This window comes from Sphaerochaeta sp. (genome assembly GCF_050178175.1).
GTDB lineage: Bacteria > Spirochaetota > Spirochaetia > Sphaerochaetales > Sphaerochaetaceae > Sphaerochaeta.
In genome coordinates this window covers 43,417-61,283 of record NZ_JBFXGH010000002.1, presented here as the reverse complement: position 1 = coordinate 61,283, position 17,867 = coordinate 43,417, and the positions used below count along the sequence as shown (strand labels likewise).

The window sequence follows — 17,867 nt, the reverse complement described above, 5'->3', positions numbered from 1 at the left end:
ATCCAACATTCATGGCTTTTTTCTCAATCTTGAGTTTCAGGCAGAAAACTCCTATACTCAGCTTCATGAAATGCTGGAGGACCCACTCTTGGGAATCATAGAATTGCTCATGCTCTCTGTAGGCCTCGCTATGGATGCGTTTGCTGTATCCTTATGCAAAGGACTTAGGATGCGTAGAATCAATTGGCCCCAAGGAATCCTCATCGCATTCTCCTTCGGGTTCTTCCAAGCGGGAATGCCGCTCATAGGATGGTCGCTTGGTCATCAGTTTGAACGTTTCATTACACCGGTAGACCATTGGATTGCGTTCATCCTCCTCTCCCTCGTAGGAGCAAAGATGCTCTATGATTCCATTACAGAAGACCCCACCTGCCCCGTGGAAACAGTGGATCATATTGATCTCAAAGAGCTTCTGCTCCTATCCGTTGCAACCAGTATCGATGCCTTGGCAGTTGGGATCACCCTCGCATTCCTGAACACCGATATCATCCTCTCCACCTCCTTGATCGGCATTGTCACATTTTTCCTCTCACTGCTTGCCGTCATCATCGGAAACCATTTTGGTAATCGCCTGCAGAGCAAGGCGGGGATTCTGGGAGGGATTGTGCTTATCCTCATCGGAGGGAAAATCCTATTCTCCCACCTTGGCATCATCGGTTTCTAGGTTCTCATGTTTCCCATCGTCAGAGGGCTCCCCTCTCTTGACCTGACCCATCAGGAAGAATGCAATCAGCATGGAAACTGACCCATAGAGGAATATTGCCCTGAATCCGAACAAGTCAATAAAGGCTCCGGTAATCGGGGGACTGATGATCGACGCGAGCTGGCTGAAGAAATAGTATAGGCCAGTATAAATACCCACCGTCTGATAGGTAGACATCTGCCAGAGCATCGGGAAACTGTTGGTAACCACAGACACCCAAAATATTCCAAAGCCGAACAGCAGGGCCCAGAAGGTATATTGACGGAATGCATCACTCATCCCACTGGTCAGTGGATCATGCAGGAAGACTCCCACCAGCAGTACAACCAGGATAGCCAAGGAGAGACGGATCGTTTTCTTTCTTCCTACCCGGTGTGCAACAATTCCTGAAGGAATGGCGAAGAGGGCGTATGCAATGCCAACCATGCCGGCAGCCAGACTTGCGGTGCCACTGCTGGTTCTCAGGATATCCTTTGAGTACAGGCCGACAAAGGGAAGGATCCCCTGATACCCCATGAACCAGAACAGTAATGAGAGCAGAATAAAGAGTGCACTCTTGTCCTGCTCCTTGAAAATGACCTTCAGGGAGTGAAGGATTGGTTCCTTTTTTTCGCTTTGCTCAGACGCTGTTGCCTTTCTCTCCTTTACAAAGAAGAAGAGAAGCAGTACGGCGATGATGACAAGAACAGAGGAGATGGGGAATGCAAGGATTTCAGTGGTGGGACCACGCCCGGGAAGATTGATCGGGATATCCATCAGCCGTGCAAGACCGACTGTTCCTACGATGGTGGCAATGCCTCCCATGGTATTGATTACACCGTTGGCTTCGCTGCGGAGATTTCCGGGTATCATATCAGGCATGAGTGCGACGACAGGTCCCCTGACCGCCTGTTTGAACAGGTTGAGAATGAACACCAGCAGGATAAGCAGCCAGAGACTGTTCAATGCCGAGAAGGGTATCAGGCCAAAGGCAACCGCTGTAACGGGGAGACAGATGACGATAAACGGCATCCTTCGCCCAATCCTCGTATGGGTCCTATCGCTGATGGCACTGAAGACAGGAATCAGGAATATGGCCAGAATATTATCAAAGGTCATGATCGACCCGATCAGGGCCTTGGATTCTACAAAACGGGCGAGAAAGATAGGGACGTAGGTATCATAGAGAGGGTCCATCAGTCCCATGGTAAAAAATCCAAGACCGATCAGAAAGGTGGTGGTGTAGTACCCTTTCAACCCTTTTTTTTGTGCTTTGGCCATCGAAATACTCCTTGTTACGCTCCAATTGCAATAAGTGTACCATACATTTTCAAAAGGGCGGTAGGCTTTCCTTGGCTCTGGACGAAATAGCGCGTTTACGGTACACCATGCTCATGCAAACACGTGATGATATGGCAGTAGTCACTACAAAAGAAGCACTACAGAAATACCTCTCCCTTACAGAGGATGAGATAGCCTTTGATGAACACCTGGGATGTTCTCTCCCTATGAAGATACCTACCTACTTCCTCTCCCTGATCAACACAGAAGATCCAGATGATCCGCTCCGGCGCCAGGTGGTTCCCACAAGAGAGGAGCAGATTTTCGAGCCCAAGGGAACCACAGATCCCTTGGAGGAAGTCAGGTACAGCGTTCAAGACCGACTCATTCACCGGTATAAGAGCAGGGTTGCCTTCCTGACCACCGATATCTGTCCTCTGTATTGCAGGCACTGTTTCCGTCGCCGTTTCACGGGGACTTTCCAAGGGCCTGCCAGTGAAACCCAGATCAGTGAGGCAGCAACCTATGTCGCAAACCACAAGGAAGTGACAGAAATACTCTTTACCGGGGGTGATGTACTCACCCTCTCTGATTCCCGTTTACAGTCCATGATAGAAGCATTCAGATGCAAGCGCCCCGACCTTGTAATCCGACTCTGCACAAGGATGCCAGCCTCCTATCCTGCAAGGATCACAGACTCCCTGATCACCATGCTGAAGCAATTTACGAGTGCCCCATTCTACCTCATGTGCCAGTTCAATCATCCGAGGGAACTCACCCATCAGGCAATTGAAGCGATAGACCGCTTTGTTGATGCGGGTATCCCTGCAATGAATCAGACAGTATTGCTTCGAGGGGTAAATGATGATGTAGAGGTGCTTGTTGAGCTTTGCAATCGCTTGGTTTCCAACAGGATCAAACCCTATTACCTCTTTCAGGGAGACCTCGTGGAAGGCACCGCTCACTTTCGCGTACCCATCGAGAAGGGACTTCACATCGAAGAGCAACTGAGACAGCGTCTCTCAGGCCTTGCCATGCCGGTGTATGCAATAGATCTCCCTGAAGGTGGTGGAAAGGTCCCTCTGGGCAGGAACTATCTACTGGGGAAAAATGAACAAGGTGAATGGATGTTCAGAAATGCAGAGGGAGTAATCAGGACCTATCCTGATCCAATCAGAGAGGAGCTATCCGGTCAAGGACATCCTGAATAGCTTTTTTGCGGATATCCTGACGCTGTGATTCATACACCTCCGGCTCCATGAACACCACTTCTTCCTTCTCTTCAAAGGAAGGAACAAGAATGGGCTCTTCTCCCGCTTTAAGAGGAATAGCTGGTTCTACCTCTTCAGGTTCCATAACCGGTGCAATTGCTTCTACCTTTTCAGGCTCTGCTACTGGAGCAGCTTCTTCGACCACTTCTGGCTCAGCTACAGGTGTTACTCCTTCTACCACTGCTGGCTCAATAACAGGAATTGCTTCTTCCACAACTACTGGTTCATCCACCTGGATAGAAATTCTAGGAGTGGAGATCTTGGGTGCAGGTGGGATGAATTTCATTGCAACCAGATAATCCTGCACAGCCTTTCTCACCGGTTCTTCCATGGAATCAAGAAGCGTTGGAGCCAAATCCATGACCATGTCACTACGATACCTGTCATAGAGTGCAACAGCCTCCTCCTCACTCAGACCAGGGCTGGGTAGGGATGCTTGCAATTCCGCTATATAGGTATCCTTGTTTGCCTCGAGCTGGCTGACAATTTGTGCTACAACCTGGGGAATCATACGGTCAACCAACTGGGGAACATAGGCATCCACTTCCTTGGTCAACTCCTCTCTCATCGCCTCCAACTGCGTGGCGACACTTCCCTCGATAGCTGTCTGCAGATCGACCGCTTGGGCTCTCAGCTCTGCCAAATTCTTTTCAACATACGCTTCAAGCTCACTCTGAAGTACTCCCTGATAGGCTTCTTGATCAGATCTGAGCGTCTCACTGAGGGATGGAAGCACCAGCTCCTCCAATTGCCCTGCAAGGGAATTGAGCAGTGTTTCGTCCTCCAGAAGTTGTGCAGCGATGGAGTCTTTCAATACCGGCTCAAGTTGCTCTTGCAGTCTGGGCAACAGCTCCCTTGCCAAGGTCTCAGCCTCTGAGACCTCTTCCACTGTGGGTTTTCTAACCGGGGGCGTTACCTCCATCAAGGGTTGCAACTGCCTATCTTTTGCTTGCTGGAGAATTTCATTGGGCACGCCAGGGCGAAGATACCACATTCCGACAAAGACGAACGTGGTAACAACAATGGTAATGACCAGCAAATTGATCAGGACGGACTTTTTCATTTCAAACCCTCGTATGGAAAAGATTTCATCACTGTGATGAAATTCGTAATCCTATGGTATCACAATAGGTTATGACTTGTCGATGAATTACCTTCTTTGAACGGTGATTACCCAATACCACCACATCCAAGCCTTTATCATCGGCCTTTGGAACAATATCCCACTGTGCATGTTCCCTCTCTAGAAAACGCCCCAGAGAGAGCCCTTCTCTCTCCTTACAGCGAAAAAAACGTAACAGCAACGGTGCCTTGATAAACAATATATGGTCACAGAGTGGCTCCAAGCCCATACGCTTAAGCAGTGCTGCGTTGAGAATGAGTGCAGGCTTTTGCTGTTCTTTTGCCTTTTGGATCAGGTGTTTGCATGCCTCAACCATTTTTGGATGGGTTATCGACTCGAGCTCCCTCAGCTTTCCCGGGTTGCTGAACACCAGCTTTCCCAAGGCCTTTCTGTCGACCTCTCCACTCTTTACAATCGCTTGGCCGAAGGCTTTCCTCAGAGCATCCTTGCTCTCATTGAGGGCATCATGGCCCAAGGAGTCAACATCGACCACTTGGCAACCTAAAGAAGCAAATATCTCTGCATACTGATCCTTGCCGGCACATGCCCTACCGGTCAATCCGATAACCATCATCAGTGGATATCTCCCCAGTTGTCCCCAACCTCGATACTGGTCTTGAGCGGGATACTGAGCTTTACGGCACCTTCGAGAGCTTCCCGTACTACCTGTTCTGTCTCTTCCACCTCATCCTCGGGCACTTCGAATACCAGTTCGTCATGAATCTGCAACAACAAGGTGGCCTTGAGTCCTTTTCCCTTGATAAAGGCCGAGACACGGATCATTGCAAGCTTCATGATATCGGCCGCTGTCCCCTGGATAACAGTATTTACCGCGATACGCTGCGCTTTCGCACGCTCGACGGCACTCCTGCTGTTGATCTCGGTGATGGTTCTCACATGCCCAAGCAAGGTCCTTACATAGCCATCCTTCTCTGCGCGGCTCCTTATGGTTTCAACAAAGGACTGTACCCGACTATAGCGTTGGAAATATTGATCAATGAATTGCTTCGCTTCGCTGTGTGAGATCTTGAGGTCCTTCGCCAGGCTATGGGTCCCCATACCGTACATGACGCCGAAGTTGATCGTCTTGGCAATCCGGCGTTGGTTGGAGGTTACCTCTTCGAGGGGAACATCGAAGATCAGGCTCGCGGTAGAACGATGTACGTCCACACCCTCTTCAAATGCTCTCTTGAGCCCTGGGTCATCCGCCATATGTGCCAATACCACAAGCTCAATCTGTGAGTAGTCAGCAGAGAGGAACCGATGGCCCTTCTTGGGAATGAACGCAGAACGGATTCTTCTCCCCTCTTCGGTCCTAACTGGAATGTTCTGTAGGTTGGGATCCTTGCATGAGAGTCTTCCTGTTTCAGTCCCTGTCTGGCTGAATGAAGGGTGAATCCTGCCGGTTTCAGCATTGATCTGGAGGGGAAGCTTGTCGATATAGGTACTCTTGAGCTTATTGAGCATCCGGTATTGCAAGATCAAGGCAACTTCCCGGTAGGTCTCCTGCAAAGGTTCCAGTACTTCAGTTGCAGTGGAGAATCCTGAGCGGGTCTTGGCACCGGTAGGAATCTCACGCTCTACAAAAAGCACTTCCTGCAATTGCTGCGGGGAGTTCAGATTGAAGCTATGCCCACAGATGGAGAAAATCTCCTCCTTGATGGCATCAATACGCTTCTCAAACTCCTTGGAAAGAGGCTCTATCCGACTTCTCTCCAAGTAAATACCCGCCAGTTCCATGTTTGCGATGATCAGGAGCAAAGGCATTTCAATCTCATTGAGCAAATCCAGCAAGCCTCTTGCCTTGAGTAGTTCCAGGAACACCTCATAGAGGCGGAAGGTCACATCGGCATCCTCTGCACCGTAAAATATCACTTGGTCCAAAGGGATGTCACTCAGCAATTTCCCTTTGGGAACAATATCGCTGTAGTGAACAGTCTTATGTCCCAGATACTTCTCCGCAAGATAGTCCATATTGAATACCGAGGTACTATCCAGCAGCCATGCTGCAACCATGGTGTCGAAGACAACACGTTTGGGAACCACCCCCCAACGCACCAATACCTTGTAGTCATACTTGAAGTTCTGCCCGATAAGCTCGAGTCTTCCACTCCCAAGATAATCGGCAAGTAAGTCACGCACCTCATCGAGCGGCAGGAGTTCCTTTCCCCCATGCACCAAGGGAACATAGTAAGCCTTCTCTGCCTCATTGGTGAAGGAGAAACCAATAACATCGGCAACCATCTCATCAATACTGGTTGTCTCAAGATCAAATGCTACCGGCTTCCCTGCCTTCTCATATGATGCAAGCAACTCAGAAAGCTCTTTGATGGTCGTCACGGCCTCATATGAACCGTTCTTGGAGGCTTTCTTCACAGGCTTCTCGGGAATGAATGAAGAGGCGTCCCCCCCGGAGGCCCGTCCAAGTTCCTTGAGGATGGTTCGCATCCCAATCTCCTGGAACAGGGGAATGGCTGCCTCATAGTCGACATCCTTGACCAAGTACTGGTCAGTGTCAAAGGTTTCGACATTGAACAGGTCACGCCTCAGCACGACCAGACGCTTGCTCAGATGCGCGTTCTCCTTTCCTTCCAACAACTTCTTCTGCAGACCGGGGGCAACCAGCTTTATATGTTCATAGATACCGTCAAGGGTACCAAATTGCTGCAAGAGCTTTGCAGCCCCTTTCTCCCCTATCCCTTTTACCCCAGGGATATTATCCGAAGAATCACCCAACAGGGAGAGATAATCGACTACCTGGGAGGGTTTGATCCCAAGCATCTCCTCAACTTCAATGTCTCCCATCAATTGGTAGAACTTTTCGTTCTTCTTCGCAGGTCTCAAGGCAAAGGTGTGTTCATCCACGAGTTGGAGCAAGTCCTTGTCACCGGTGAACATGATGGTGTCAATCCCATGGCGGGTCGCCTCCTCGCTCAAGGTGGCGATAATGTCATCGGCCTCATATCCCTCCATTGTGATGGAGGGAATCCTCAATGCCTTGAGGATGTTGTTGATAATGGGTACCTGAGTATGGAGATCCTCTGGTGCGGCATCCCTGGTTGCTTTATAGGGTTCATACATTATATGACGGAACGTCTTCTCCTTTCCGTCCATTGCAACCACCAGATAGTCTGGTGAGTATTCACGTATCAACTTCAAGACCGTGGAAAAGAATCCATATACTGCAGATATGTTGTTTCCCTGGGTATCCTGCATCGGATTCCTGAAAAATCCGTAGTAGGAGCGGTAGATCAGGCCGTAGCCATCAACTATATATAATTTCTTTCGGTCACTGAGCGTTGTGGACTCCCTCTTTTTCTCATCCTGCTTGGGAGGTACGGATAGTGGTCTACCCTTTGCCTCCTCCTGCAACTTCTCTTGATCAAAATCCTGACTGGAAAACAGTTCATCCATGGTATCCCCCTATGGTTAACGAGAGCGTATCATAAGCCACATGAATATGGGATGGAAGTTCATCTTCCAGCTTTTGATGGCTTATGTTATGGCTGATATGAGTGAAATAGGCACGCTTTGCGCCAACAAATTCTACAAAGGCCTTTGCCTCGAATACACTGTAGTGGGTCGGATGCGGCCAATACCGCAATGCACCCACAACTAGGGTATCGAGACCTCTAAAGTAGGGAAGACTCTCAAGCGGTACTTCGCTACAGTCGGTTGCATAGGCAAAGTCCCCAATCCTGAACGCAAAAATCTCCCGTTTGCCGTGCAGGATGGGAATGGGTATTACGGTGAAGGGTCCAATCTCAACCGCTTCATATGCCTTCATGGTATTGAGCTGGAGATGAGGGACCCCTCCGGCTACCTTGCTTCCGGTAAGCACATAGGGAAAACGATCCATGATTGCATGCTTTACCTCATCCTGGCAGTACACAGGCAATACTTGATCCTTACAGAAGACACGCAGGTCATCAATTCCATTGAAATGATCAGCATGGTCATGGGTATAAAGCACTGCATCAAGATGAGAAATATCAGCTCTAAGCGCTTGCAGGCGAAACTCCGGAGTGGTATCCACCAAGAGCGAGTGCTCGCCACTCCTTATGAGGATACTGGATCGAAAACGTTTGTCCCGAGGGTCGCTGGAAGTACAGACAGGGCATTTACAACCAATGACAGGAACACCATGGCTTGTCCCTGTGCCGAGAAAGATTACTTCAAAGGGAATCATTGGGCACGTTCCGTCAATTGCTTCACTGCAGATTCAAGGGCCTGTTGGCCATCCTTTGCAGCATCCTTCAGTTGCTCTTGGACCTCAGGGCTGGAAAGAAGCTCCTGCAATCGGGCAAACGACTCCCTCGAGAAATCTGGGTTGCCTTGCGCCTGCTCGCTGATCACATCCAGCACTTGGGCATTGACCGATCCTTCGCGGAGGGCAAAGCTGACACCAAGAAACTGCATTCCCATGCTGGGAATAAAGAAATACATCACAAAAAAGCTCAATACTGCTACAATTACAGCTGACAGAAATGCATGAAAAAACCCTCTTCTTGCCATGGTGTTCTCCTCTCACTACTCTACCATACTTGGACAAAGGCGAAAAGCAACACAGGCCCGGATTTCTCCGGGCCTGTAGGTAATACGCAGGTAATTTTAGAAGAGTGAGAACAGGAGAGAAACACCAACCTTGCCATCATCAATATCGGCATTGAAGAGGTCATCCACCTGTGCAGCATTCTTGAAGGTATAGTCAGTATCCAGGGTATAGTTCAAGCCGAGCATTATATTGCCCAGATTAAAGTCAACGGTGGCACGATAAGCAACCGGTGAATTCACAAATGCATCACCAAAATCATCCATGGATTCAACAGTACCTGTTTCTGCGATGATCTGTGCTTCCCCTGCATCATCAATGAGTACGCGGAAGCGTGGGCCCATGCCAAAGCCGAGGCGGGCGATCCCCAGAAGATCCATCGAGACACCAGCTGTGGTGAGAGCGGAAATTTCAGTGTACTCATCCAAGGTAACTTCATCGGTATAGTTTCCAAAGGTACCAACCACATCCACTTCAGCAATGAGTAGCTTCACGCGGAGATCAGCACCCAGGGTGTAGTTTTCAAAATCACTCATACTGTCGAAGTCATTATTATCAATATCCGTTCTGATACTACCAAGCGTCTGGTTGTACTGCGCAGTAGCACCCAAACTCAGATCAACAACAGCAGCACTCAGTGCTGTAGGTAGCATCACACACACGATGAGCAGTAATACCATGCTTTTTTTCTTCATTTCATAACCCCTTTTGTCATTTTCTTATGACACATTACTAATTGCGTTCATAATTTAGAACATTTTCAGTGTCAGCGCAAGGGAGAGGAAGGCCTTATCTATCGCAAATATTTCCCACCACTGGCTTGAGGTATACACTGAACCCAATGTTGCTTCGCTTTCCATCAGCCATCTGGCCCTGATTCCCACAGGGCCAACTTCAGAGCCCAAACCGATCTGAAGGTAGACCGGACTTTCAAACATTGCCTCACTAAAGGTCTTTTCCTCAGCATCAGCACGTTCTCCATCTGCAAGTTCATAAAATGAGCGTTGACTGCTTGAGGATGTCGGCATATAGGTGACACTGGGGCCAGCGCCGAACTCCAGGGCAAGTACCGGGCCAAGAACAGGCAGACTCACCGAACCCATTCCAATCAGGAGGACTCCCTGTGCATCATCACTACAGGTTATGGGGTAGACCATGGCCTGGCCTTGCAGGAATCCAAGACGTGCACTCAACTCCCCTGAGAACATCCAATTATCCGGATTCTTGAATCCAAGGGAAATATCACCTGCTTCTTCAAGTGAGTAGGTGGCACCGAAGCCGAGGCTTACGTTGAGTAAGCTCCTTGCTCCGATAGCGGAAGGAACCATGAGGATCATGATGAGTATGAGAATTAATGTACTTTTGCGCATACAGGCTAGCAACTCCTCACCTATATAACAGCTACGGGGCAAAGAAGCTACAAAAGAAATGCAATTTTTTTACTTGGTTCTTATATCACTCTGCTAGCGTTTCCAACTCTTGTTGCCAGAGAGCCACAGAGGAATCACTACTCATCCGCCAATCCCCACGGGGAGAGAGGGAGACCGATCCAATTTTCGGGCCATCAGGGAGACATGACCGCTTGAATTGCTGGCTGAAGAACCGTCGATAGAAAGTTTTCAACCAACCAAGGATGAAATCAGGCTCATAGATACCGGAAAAAGCATACTGGGCAAGACGGTATACCTTTGCAGGACTGTATCCGAATCGAACCACTTGGTAAAGGAAGAAATCATGGAGTTCATAGGGCCCCACAAGATCCTCGGTCACCTGGCTGATTGTTCCATCGCCCTTGGCAGGAAGCAACTCAGGGCTGACCGGGGTATCCACAACATCCAGCAATACTTTCTTCAATGAAGGCTCGCTGATCATGGCAATGTAGGCAACCAGATGTCTTACCAAGGTCTTGGGAACTGAGGTATTCACCCCGTACATCGACATATGGTCCCCGTTATACGTTGCCCAACCAAGGGCAAGCTCTGAAAGATCTCCCGTTCCGATAACCAACCCACCCCTCTTGTTGGCAAGATCCATCAGGACCTGGGTACGCTCACGGGCTTGGCTGTTCTCATAGGTGACATCGGTAACAGCAGGGTCATGACCAATATCCTTGAAGTGTTGTCCTACTGCCTTGGAGATGGAGATGGTCAATAATTCCACACCAAGCGCTTTGGCGAGCTTGGTGGCATTCCCCTTGGTACGCTTGGTGGTACCGAAGCCTGGCATGGTCACGGCAAGAACCCCACTCCTGGGAAGGTTGAGGGCATCGAAAGCCCTGACACAGACAAGCAAGGCCAAGGTAGAGTCCAGCCCTCCCGACAGCCCCACGATCACTTTTTTTGCTTTCGTGTGTTCGAGTCGTTTCTTCAACCCAAGGGACTGCAAGGTCAGAATCTTCTCACAGCGAGCGGTCCTCGTCTGCTCATCGGAGGGAACAAACGGATTCCTGTCAAACTTCCGGGTCAAGGAGCAGTGCCGCTCCTCAAGGGTAAAGGGTATGCGTTGATAAGCACGGTCATCGTAGCCAAAACTCTGCCTACGGATTCGCTCCAAGACAAGTTTCTGGACATCTATCTCTGTTACAAGGAGCGAGTCACTCACCCCACTCTCTTCAGCAAGCCTATGGCCATCCTCATAGATCAGGTTATGGGGAGAGAACACAAGATCGGTGGTGGACTCACCCTCACCTGCATCGCTGTAAAGGTACGCACAGAGCAGTCGAGCGCTCTGGGTCTCCACGAGGGAACGACGATACGCTTCCTTTCCGACCAATTCATCACTTGCAGAACAGTTGGTTATTACCGTCGCACCAGCAACTGCATGATCAGTACTGGGAGAGCGAGGAACCCAAAGATCCTCACACACTTCACAAGCAACCACCAACTCGGGAAGATTGGTACAGGTAAAGAGCAATCGAGTACCGAAGTAGGTACGCTGACCAAGAAATTCTATTTCAATATTCTCATCAGAGGGAACACGGAACCAACGTTTCTCATAATACTCAAGATAGTTTGGCAGATGTTGCTTGGGCACCATGCCTAGAATGCGTCCACCTTGGACTACCACAGCGCAGTTGTACAAGCGTCCATGAAGTGGAACAAGAGAGCCAAAAACCACCAGGAGGTCGCTGTTCCTGCTCTCTTCCACCACCTTGGCTATTGCATCAACAGCTCCGTTCTGTAAGGATTTCTGAAGAAAAAGATCGGCACAGGTGTAGGCAGTGGTTACCAGCTCCGGCAGTACGAGAAGCCGAACTTCCCTCTCTACTGCTGAACGCATGAGCGCAACAATGGATGCTGAATTGTATATGGGATCCGCTACGCGAACGGAGGCTGAGGCAACTGCACATTTGACAAACCCATCTTTCATGGTCTTTTCTCCCTACCGGTCAAGGATGGCAACGACTTCACTATGAAACGTCTGTGGATAGAGGTCGAACACCTTCACCTGGGTAAGAGTGTAGCCCTCAGAGGCAAATCGTTGCAAGTCTCGTCCCAGTGTAACACTGTTGCATGAGACATAGATGATACGACGGCTCTTCCAGGAAGCAATCAGGGAAGGGAGTGATGCATCGAGGCCAACCCTGGGGGGATCTACCACAACCGTATCCACCGAACCTTTCCTCTCCTTGGCCCAACGCTCAACCGGCTCACTATAGAACTCACAATCAGGAGTATGCCTCTTGGCGAGGGAGAGGCACTGCCTCTGTCGCTCGACAGCAATCACACGTCGACCTTGCTGCTGCAGAAAGGCACTGAAGGTCCCTACTCCACTATAGAGATCCATAACGGTATCACCCACTGCGTGGGATGCTACATAGCTGGTGAGAGCGGGAAGCAAGTACTGATTGGACTGGAAGAACACTGATGCCGCAACAAAGAAGGTATGCCCTCCCACCGTGGTTTTGACCACTTCATCAAGCAAGGAGACATCATCATCACCACAGAAAGCAGGAACCTCGATAAATCCGCTTCTCCCACCCTTGTTCGAGAACATCAGTGTTCTGGCTGCCTTGAACAACCGATCAGGGTTCTCAAGCAGTGCATTGAGTTTCTCACAGAGTATGGGACAATGATCAATGGGCACCAAGGACTTGCTTTTTCGCCCAAGGAATCCTACCTTGCGCGCAGCAATATCCACATGGAAGCGTACCCTGTTCCTGTACCCCCAAGCGGGACCTGTCTCAAGACGTTCTGTACGGAAGGAAGCTGGGTCAATCCCTCCGAGTCTCTTGATGTTGTCGAGGACAATGCCTTCCTTCAGAATCCCCTGAGCTTCATCCTTTGCATACTGGAAATCACAACCCCCACACACTCCCCAGTAGGGACAGGGAGGGGTAGTCCGCTCCTCACTTGCTTGAAGGATGGTTTGCAGGGTAGAGCGGATGTACCCTGCCTTCTCCTGGAAGTCCCCTAGCTCAACCACCTCACCAGGGAGCACATCCATGACAAGGATACGTTTTCCTTCCTCACTGGCAGCAAGGCCTGCTCCTCCCTGGATGAGCTTCTCAATCTGATAAGCCATCGGCAAATTCCTTCGCATAGGAGGCAATGACATCCATCGCTTCCTGCCAGAATGAGATATCAGCAAGATCGATCCCGGCCAATCCAGCCACCTCTGAGGCAGGCAGGCTGCCGGTTGCTCCAAGCAGTTCCTTGTAGGAAGCAGGAAAATCCGTACCTGTTTGTTTGCTCTGAGCCCAGAGTCCCAAGGCAAACAGCTGCCCAAACGCATACGGATAGTTATAGAAGGAGAAATCTGAAGAGTAGTAGTGCCCTTTCACCGCCCACATGTACGGATGGTAGACGCAAAGTCCATCCCCATATGTCCTCTTCTGGGCATCTTCCATCAGGGCTGAATATGCACTGGCGCTCAAGTCTCCCTCTTTTCGTCTACTGAATACCGCACTCTCAAAATAAAACCGGCTCAAGATATCGACACACACCTGCGTGGCATCCTGCAGGAAGTGTTCGATGAGGGCAAGTTTTCCCTCTTTGTTGCTCTCCTCCAATGCTCCCTGGAATACTAGGAACTCGCTGAAGATGGAAGCAGTCTCTGCCAAGGTCATCGGATAGGAACGTAGAAGGTTGCTCTTCTGCAGTACCACGTGGTCATGCCAGGCATGGCCCAGTTCATGGGCAAGGGTGGATACCCCATTATACGTGAAATCAAAGTTTGAGAGGATCCTACTCTGCTTTGCCAGGGGGAAAGCCGTATCGTAGGCTCCCCCTACCTTGCCCTTCCTGCTCTCGCTGTCAATCCATCGATTCCTGAATGCCTGGTCAGCAAAGGATCCCATCTCAGGATCAAAGGAACTGAACTGCTGGACGATGAACGCATGGGCTTCCTCATAGCTGAAGTGTTGTTCTTCCTTGCCCACCGGGGCAAAAAGGTCATAGAATGCACAGCTCTCCAACCCCAGTGCCTTGGCCTTGTTCTGCAGGTATCCCCTGAACATGGGCAGGTTCTTTTCAATGGTGGTGATCAGCGCATCAAGGATAGGACGGTCAATTCGTGACTGCATCAGGGAACGGTCAAGTGGGGAAGCATAGCCTCTCCTCGCATCCAAGGTGATGGTGGTTCCCTTCACTCCGTTCAGACTCGAGGCAAAGGCAATCTCATAGGCCTTCCATATCTCCAGCTCTTTCTCGAATGCTTTTTTACGGATACTCCTATCAGCATTGAAGGCTTCATTTCTCAGTTGGATAACAGTTTTCTCAGTTTGCTCATCCCAGGTAGTGGAAACACTGCTGCTCAATGCTTCCTGTAAACGGGAAAAGGCATCAGTACCGCTGCGGGCAAGGTCGCTGGCAAGATTTTCCATCTCCTCGCTCATCAGATGGCGCTGTTCTTCCAAGAGTTCATTCAGTGGGAATCGGTATGCTTCAAGGTCCCCACCTTCCCCACTTCGCTGGGCTATTTCCTCTGCCCTGGTGGCCAGAAAATTGAGAAAGGCAACTTGCATATGCTGAACCACCAACGAAGCTTCCTCAGTCTGGGAAACTGCCTTCATATACTCCTCATTTGCAGTATCGGTAGTAAGACATGCAGCACTGTATGCATCGAGATTCTCCAGGTAGTCAAGGATCAGCTCATAGGTAGAAATGAGCTCTTTCAAATCCTTTCTGGTATCTACAAAGCTTGCCTCAAGCTCTGTAGAAGCGGTGACCACCCATTGCAGGTCATGTTGAAATTCCTTGCTGGTGCAGCCAGGATAGATGGGATCCAAATCCCAGGTAGGTAATGCACTCACCTCTTTCGCTCCTTATAAATTCAAATCATATTCAGCAATCTTGTTGATCAGGGTCCTGCGGCTGATGCCAAGCTCTTGGGCTGCCCGTGTGCGGTTTCCCTCCCAGCGGTGGAGAGCCCTGATGATTGCGTCGACTTCTACATCCTTGAGACTCTTTGCCTCTGCTGGTGTTGTTTGGGGCTCATCCTTGGTCTGGGTATGGAGGGAGACCGATCCCCTCAGATCAAGGTCATCACACTGGATCTCCTCTCCACTGGTGAAAATCACTGCTCGCTCGAGAATATTCTCCAGCTCCCTGACGTTCCCGAAGAAGTCATGCTCGCAAAGCAGCTGCAGTGCATCTGCGGAGAACCCGGTTACCTTATGGCCCATCTGGCGGTTGAACCGCCTGAGGATTCCTGCGGCAAGCAAGGGAATATCTTCCCTTCGGTCCCTCAGTGGCGGTATGACAATGCGAACCACATTAAGCCGATAGAACAGGTCCTCACGGAATACCCCTTCCCTGACCTGTTGTTCCAGATCCTTGTTGGTAGCCGCAATAATTCTTGCATTGATGGGTATTGCCTCTGTACCACCGAGTCGGTTGATCCTGCGGTCCTGCAAGACCCTGAGAATCTTCACCTGCAGGGCAAGCGGCATATCACCGATCTCGTCCAGGAAAAGGGTCCCCCCACTTGCCAGTTCAAACATTCCTGTCTTGCGTGTTGCAGCACCGGTGAAGGCACCCTTCTCGTAACCAAAGAGTTCGCTTTCAAGCAAGTTCTCAGGGACTCCCCCGATATTGATGGCTACAAAGGGGCCATCTTTGACCGGGCTGGAAGCATGAATCTCGCGAGCCACCACTTCCTTTCCCGTTCCACTCTCTCCGGTTATGAGAACTGTTGAGGTAGTATCACCTATCTTGGTGATAACTTCCTTGATTTTCTTGATCGAGGAACTCTCTCCAACAAAAATCTGCTTATCATCCTCACGATTGTTCCGTGTCTCACTCTCAACCAAGTTCCTCAGGTGTTGTGCATCCACAAGTTTCTTCAAGCGGATGGTCAACTCCTCGGGGTCGAAAGGTTTTACAATGTAGTCTTGGGCCCCGTTTTTCAGGGCAGAGACTGCATCGGTAATCTCACCATGGGCACTGACCATGATGATCGGCATGCGAAACCCTTCTCCCCTGATCCAGCTGATCAGGGAAAGCCCATCCATTCCGGGCATCTTCAGATCGATGAGTGCAGCATCATATGCCTCTTCTCGAAGCATGCGTTGTGCCGAGAGACCATTCTCTGCACAATCACTTTCTATACCGTCGAGTTTGAGGTATTGCTGCATCAAATCCCGGATATTTGGTTCATCGTCAACAATGAGGATCTTCATTTTCTCGTTACTCCCATCAATTTGGCCGTATGGATGGACTTAGGCAGCACCACTTCTGCAACCGTACCACCCCCATCACGTGGATAGAGCCGTATATTTCCTCCCCTTGCCTTCACAAACTGTTGGCTGATGGATAGTCCAATCCCCGAGCCATGGATCTTAGTGGTGAAGAAGGGGTCAAAAATCTTCTTGGAGTCCTCTATCCTGATACCATCCCCACGGTCCATGACATAGATATGGACAAAATTCCGCTTATCGGTGGTTATGCGTACCTCTACTTGTGGATCACGGGTACTGCTGCTCTCAACGGCATTCTTCAGGAGATTCTCAAATACTGAACGTGCCCTGTCAACATCGATGACAATCTGTTGCGGAGAGCCACTCGAGAACCGAATGGGTTTTTCAAACCGCATCACCAAAGAGTTGAACAGCTCATTCAGATCAACAACAACTGGCTTGCCCAATGGGTTGCGAAGAAAGTCACTGACTTTGTTCGTAAGCTGGGTGAGCCTTCTGATCTCCTGTTCAATGAGCTTCAGTTCCCCGGCATGTTTTGCAGGAAGTGTCTTCTTGAGCAGGGCAAGTTGTATGGTGATGGCACTGAGCGGGTTCTTGATCTCATGGGTAAGGGTCCGTGCCGCTTGGCCAAGATTCACCAGGCTCTCTTGCTTTGCAATGGTCTCCCGATACCGGCGATTGTTTCGATAGATGGAAAGTACCAACAAGAAAAGGCCCACCAAGGTCAAGCTGGAGATTATACCGATAACCATGATGACCATCACCCGGTGGTTATAGTTCTGCCCGTCAAAGTGGAGATACAGGACATCAGGGAAGTCAAGGGGAGTGGGAAGCAACCCGTTCTCGGTAAGGGTAAGCTCGCCAGTGTCCAGGAGGATGGTAAGACGGCTGAATCGGATATATTCTATCATCCCCGTCTCTTTATTGAATGTCGCGGTCCCCGTATTCGAACCATCCTTGGGCAGAGAACCGCGAGAATCGAAGCGATCCAAGGGTATGGTCATCGGAACGTTGCCCAGGCTCAGCACCTTTCTTCCCAAGGAGTTGTACACACCAATGCCAGAGACATTCTCCTCCTGCATGGCCTGCAAAGCCTTGTTGGTGCTATCCTGCAAGGCAAGGAAAACCGAGTTGAATGCCCGCTCAGCCTCACTCTGCATCCTCAACTCTTCACGGTCAAGGAGAGCTGAGGTGAGAAATATCACCAGGGCGATCAAGACAATGAAGGCAAAAGCGAGTGAGGTGATGACGATGAAAGGTTCCTTTCCGTCAACAATCATCCACCTGGTTTTCTTTACAGTCAAGCGTATACTCCCCCG

Annotated in this window: 15 protein-coding genes; 2 read left to right on the top strand and 13 right to left on the bottom strand. The window is 50.0% G+C overall.

Annotated elements, in window-relative coordinates; genetic code table 11:
* A partial coding sequence (locus tag AB7S66_RS00640) for a manganese efflux pump MntP family protein (protein ID WP_428517450.1) occupies positions 1-664 on the top strand: 664 nt, incomplete at its 5' end.
* On the opposite strand, the gene AB7S66_RS00635 is transcribed toward AB7S66_RS00640, so the two are convergent.
* Positions 632-1,963: an MFS transporter gene (locus AB7S66_RS00635; protein WP_428517449.1), complete on the bottom strand. Its 1,332-nt coding sequence runs from the start codon at positions 1,961-1,963 to the stop codon at positions 632-634. The two genes, AB7S66_RS00640 and AB7S66_RS00635, sit on opposite strands and share 33 nt — an antisense overlap.
* A gap of 113 nt (positions 1,964-2,076) precedes the next feature.
* Here AB7S66_RS00635 and AB7S66_RS00630 point away from each other — a divergent pair, with 113 nt between their 5' ends.
* The gene (locus tag AB7S66_RS00630; protein ID WP_428517448.1) at positions 2,077-3,174 is read left to right on the top strand and encodes a KamA family radical SAM protein; all 1,098 of its coding nucleotides are present in this window, start codon (positions 2,077-2,079) and stop codon (positions 3,172-3,174) included.
* Here AB7S66_RS00630 and AB7S66_RS00625 read toward each other — a convergent pair.
* From AB7S66_RS00625 to AB7S66_RS00570, 12 genes are all read right to left on the bottom strand, one after another.
* The gene (locus AB7S66_RS00625) at positions 3,137-4,297 is read right to left on the bottom strand and encodes a hypothetical protein (RefSeq protein WP_428517447.1); all 1,161 of its coding nucleotides are present in this window, start codon (positions 4,295-4,297) and stop codon (positions 3,137-3,139) included. The two genes, AB7S66_RS00630 and AB7S66_RS00625, sit on opposite strands and share 38 nt — an antisense overlap.
* A 28-nt stretch (positions 4,298-4,325) precedes the next feature.
* Entirely contained in the window at positions 4,326-4,931 is a 606-nt protein-coding gene (gene coaE, locus AB7S66_RS00620; protein WP_428517446.1) for a dephospho-CoA kinase, read from the bottom strand.
* On the bottom strand, positions 4,931-7,771 hold the full coding sequence (polA, locus tag AB7S66_RS00615) for a DNA polymerase I (RefSeq protein WP_428517445.1): 2,841 nt from the start codon (positions 7,769-7,771) through the stop codon (positions 4,931-4,933). Before polA ends, coaE begins: the two co-directional genes overlap by 1 nt.
* The gene (locus AB7S66_RS00610) at positions 7,764-8,546 is read right to left on the bottom strand and encodes an MBL fold metallo-hydrolase (protein WP_428517444.1); all 783 of its coding nucleotides are present in this window, start codon (positions 8,544-8,546) and stop codon (positions 7,764-7,766) included. Before AB7S66_RS00610 ends, polA begins: the two co-directional genes overlap by 8 nt.
* Entirely contained in the window at positions 8,543-8,872 is a 330-nt protein-coding gene (locus tag AB7S66_RS00605) for a hypothetical protein (protein WP_428517443.1), read from the bottom strand. Before AB7S66_RS00605 ends, AB7S66_RS00610 begins: the two co-directional genes overlap by 4 nt.
* Positions 8,873-8,968: 96 nt before the next feature.
* Complete coding sequence (locus tag AB7S66_RS00600; protein ID WP_428517442.1) at positions 8,969-9,604, bottom strand: hypothetical protein; 636 nt, start codon at positions 9,602-9,604, stop codon at positions 8,969-8,971.
* Positions 9,605-9,658: 54 nt separating this feature from the next.
* A complete protein-coding gene (locus AB7S66_RS00595; RefSeq protein ID WP_428517441.1) occupies positions 9,659-10,279 on the bottom strand; it encodes a hypothetical protein in 621 nt (206 codons plus the stop codon).
* Positions 10,280-10,364: 85 nt separating this feature from the next.
* Positions 10,365-12,278, bottom strand: a complete 1,914-nt coding sequence (locus AB7S66_RS00590; RefSeq protein WP_428517440.1) for an NAD(+) synthase — start codon at positions 12,276-12,278, stop codon at positions 10,365-10,367.
* A 12-nt stretch (positions 12,279-12,290) separates the two neighbouring features.
* Positions 12,291-13,433: a class I SAM-dependent RNA methyltransferase gene (locus AB7S66_RS00585; protein WP_428517439.1), complete on the bottom strand. Its 1,143-nt coding sequence runs from the start codon at positions 13,431-13,433 to the stop codon at positions 12,291-12,293.
* Positions 13,417-15,162 carry a M3 family oligoendopeptidase gene (locus tag AB7S66_RS00580; RefSeq protein ID WP_428517438.1) on the bottom strand — a complete coding sequence of 582 codons (1,746 nt, stop codon included), beginning with the start codon at positions 15,160-15,162 and terminating at the stop codon, positions 13,417-13,419. Before AB7S66_RS00580 ends, AB7S66_RS00585 begins: the two co-directional genes overlap by 17 nt.
* 12 nt (positions 15,163-15,174) lie before the next feature.
* Positions 15,175-16,530 carry a sigma-54-dependent transcriptional regulator gene (locus AB7S66_RS00575; protein WP_428517437.1) on the bottom strand — a complete coding sequence of 452 codons (1,356 nt, stop codon included), beginning with the start codon at positions 16,528-16,530 and terminating at the stop codon, positions 15,175-15,177.
* The gene (locus AB7S66_RS00570) at positions 16,527-17,852 is read right to left on the bottom strand and encodes a sensor histidine kinase (RefSeq protein ID WP_428517436.1); all 1,326 of its coding nucleotides are present in this window, start codon (positions 17,850-17,852) and stop codon (positions 16,527-16,529) included. The genes AB7S66_RS00575 and AB7S66_RS00570 overlap by 4 nt, the downstream gene beginning before the upstream one ends.
* Positions 17,853-17,867: the final 15 nt, after the last annotated feature.

Coding starts and splice junctions, on each gene's coding strand:
- AB7S66_RS00635 (WP_428517449.1), bottom strand. CDS start 1,963: ATGGCCAAAGCACAAAAAAAAGGGTTGAAAGGGTACTACACCACCACC.
- AB7S66_RS00630 (WP_428517448.1), top strand. CDS start 2,077: ATGCAAACACGTGATGATATGGCAGTAGTCACTACAAAAGAAGCACTA.
- AB7S66_RS00625 (WP_428517447.1), bottom strand. CDS start 4,297: ATGAAAAAGTCCGTCCTGATCAATTTGCTGGTCATTACCATTGTTGTT.
- coaE (WP_428517446.1), bottom strand. CDS start 4,931: ATGATGGTTATCGGATTGACCGGTAGGGCATGTGCCGGCAAGGATCAG.
- polA (WP_428517445.1), bottom strand. CDS start 7,771: ATGGATGAACTGTTTTCCAGTCAGGATTTTGATCAAGAGAAGTTGCAG.
- AB7S66_RS00610 (WP_428517444.1), bottom strand. CDS start 8,546: ATGATTCCCTTTGAAGTAATCTTTCTCGGCACAGGGACAAGCCATGGT.
- AB7S66_RS00605 (WP_428517443.1), bottom strand. CDS start 8,872: ATGGCAAGAAGAGGGTTTTTTCATGCATTTCTGTCAGCTGTAATTGTA.
- AB7S66_RS00600 (WP_428517442.1), bottom strand. CDS start 9,604: ATGAAGAAAAAAAGCATGGTATTACTGCTCATCGTGTGTGTGATGCTA.
- AB7S66_RS00595 (WP_428517441.1), bottom strand. CDS start 10,279: ATGCGCAAAAGTACATTAATTCTCATACTCATCATGATCCTCATGGTT.
- AB7S66_RS00590 (WP_428517440.1), bottom strand. CDS start 12,278: ATGAAAGATGGGTTTGTCAAATGTGCAGTTGCCTCAGCCTCCGTTCGC.
- AB7S66_RS00585 (WP_428517439.1), bottom strand. CDS start 13,433: ATGGCTTATCAGATTGAGAAGCTCATCCAGGGAGGAGCAGGCCTTGCT.
- AB7S66_RS00575 (WP_428517437.1), bottom strand. CDS start 16,530: ATGAAGATCCTCATTGTTGACGATGAACCAAATATCCGGGATTTGATG.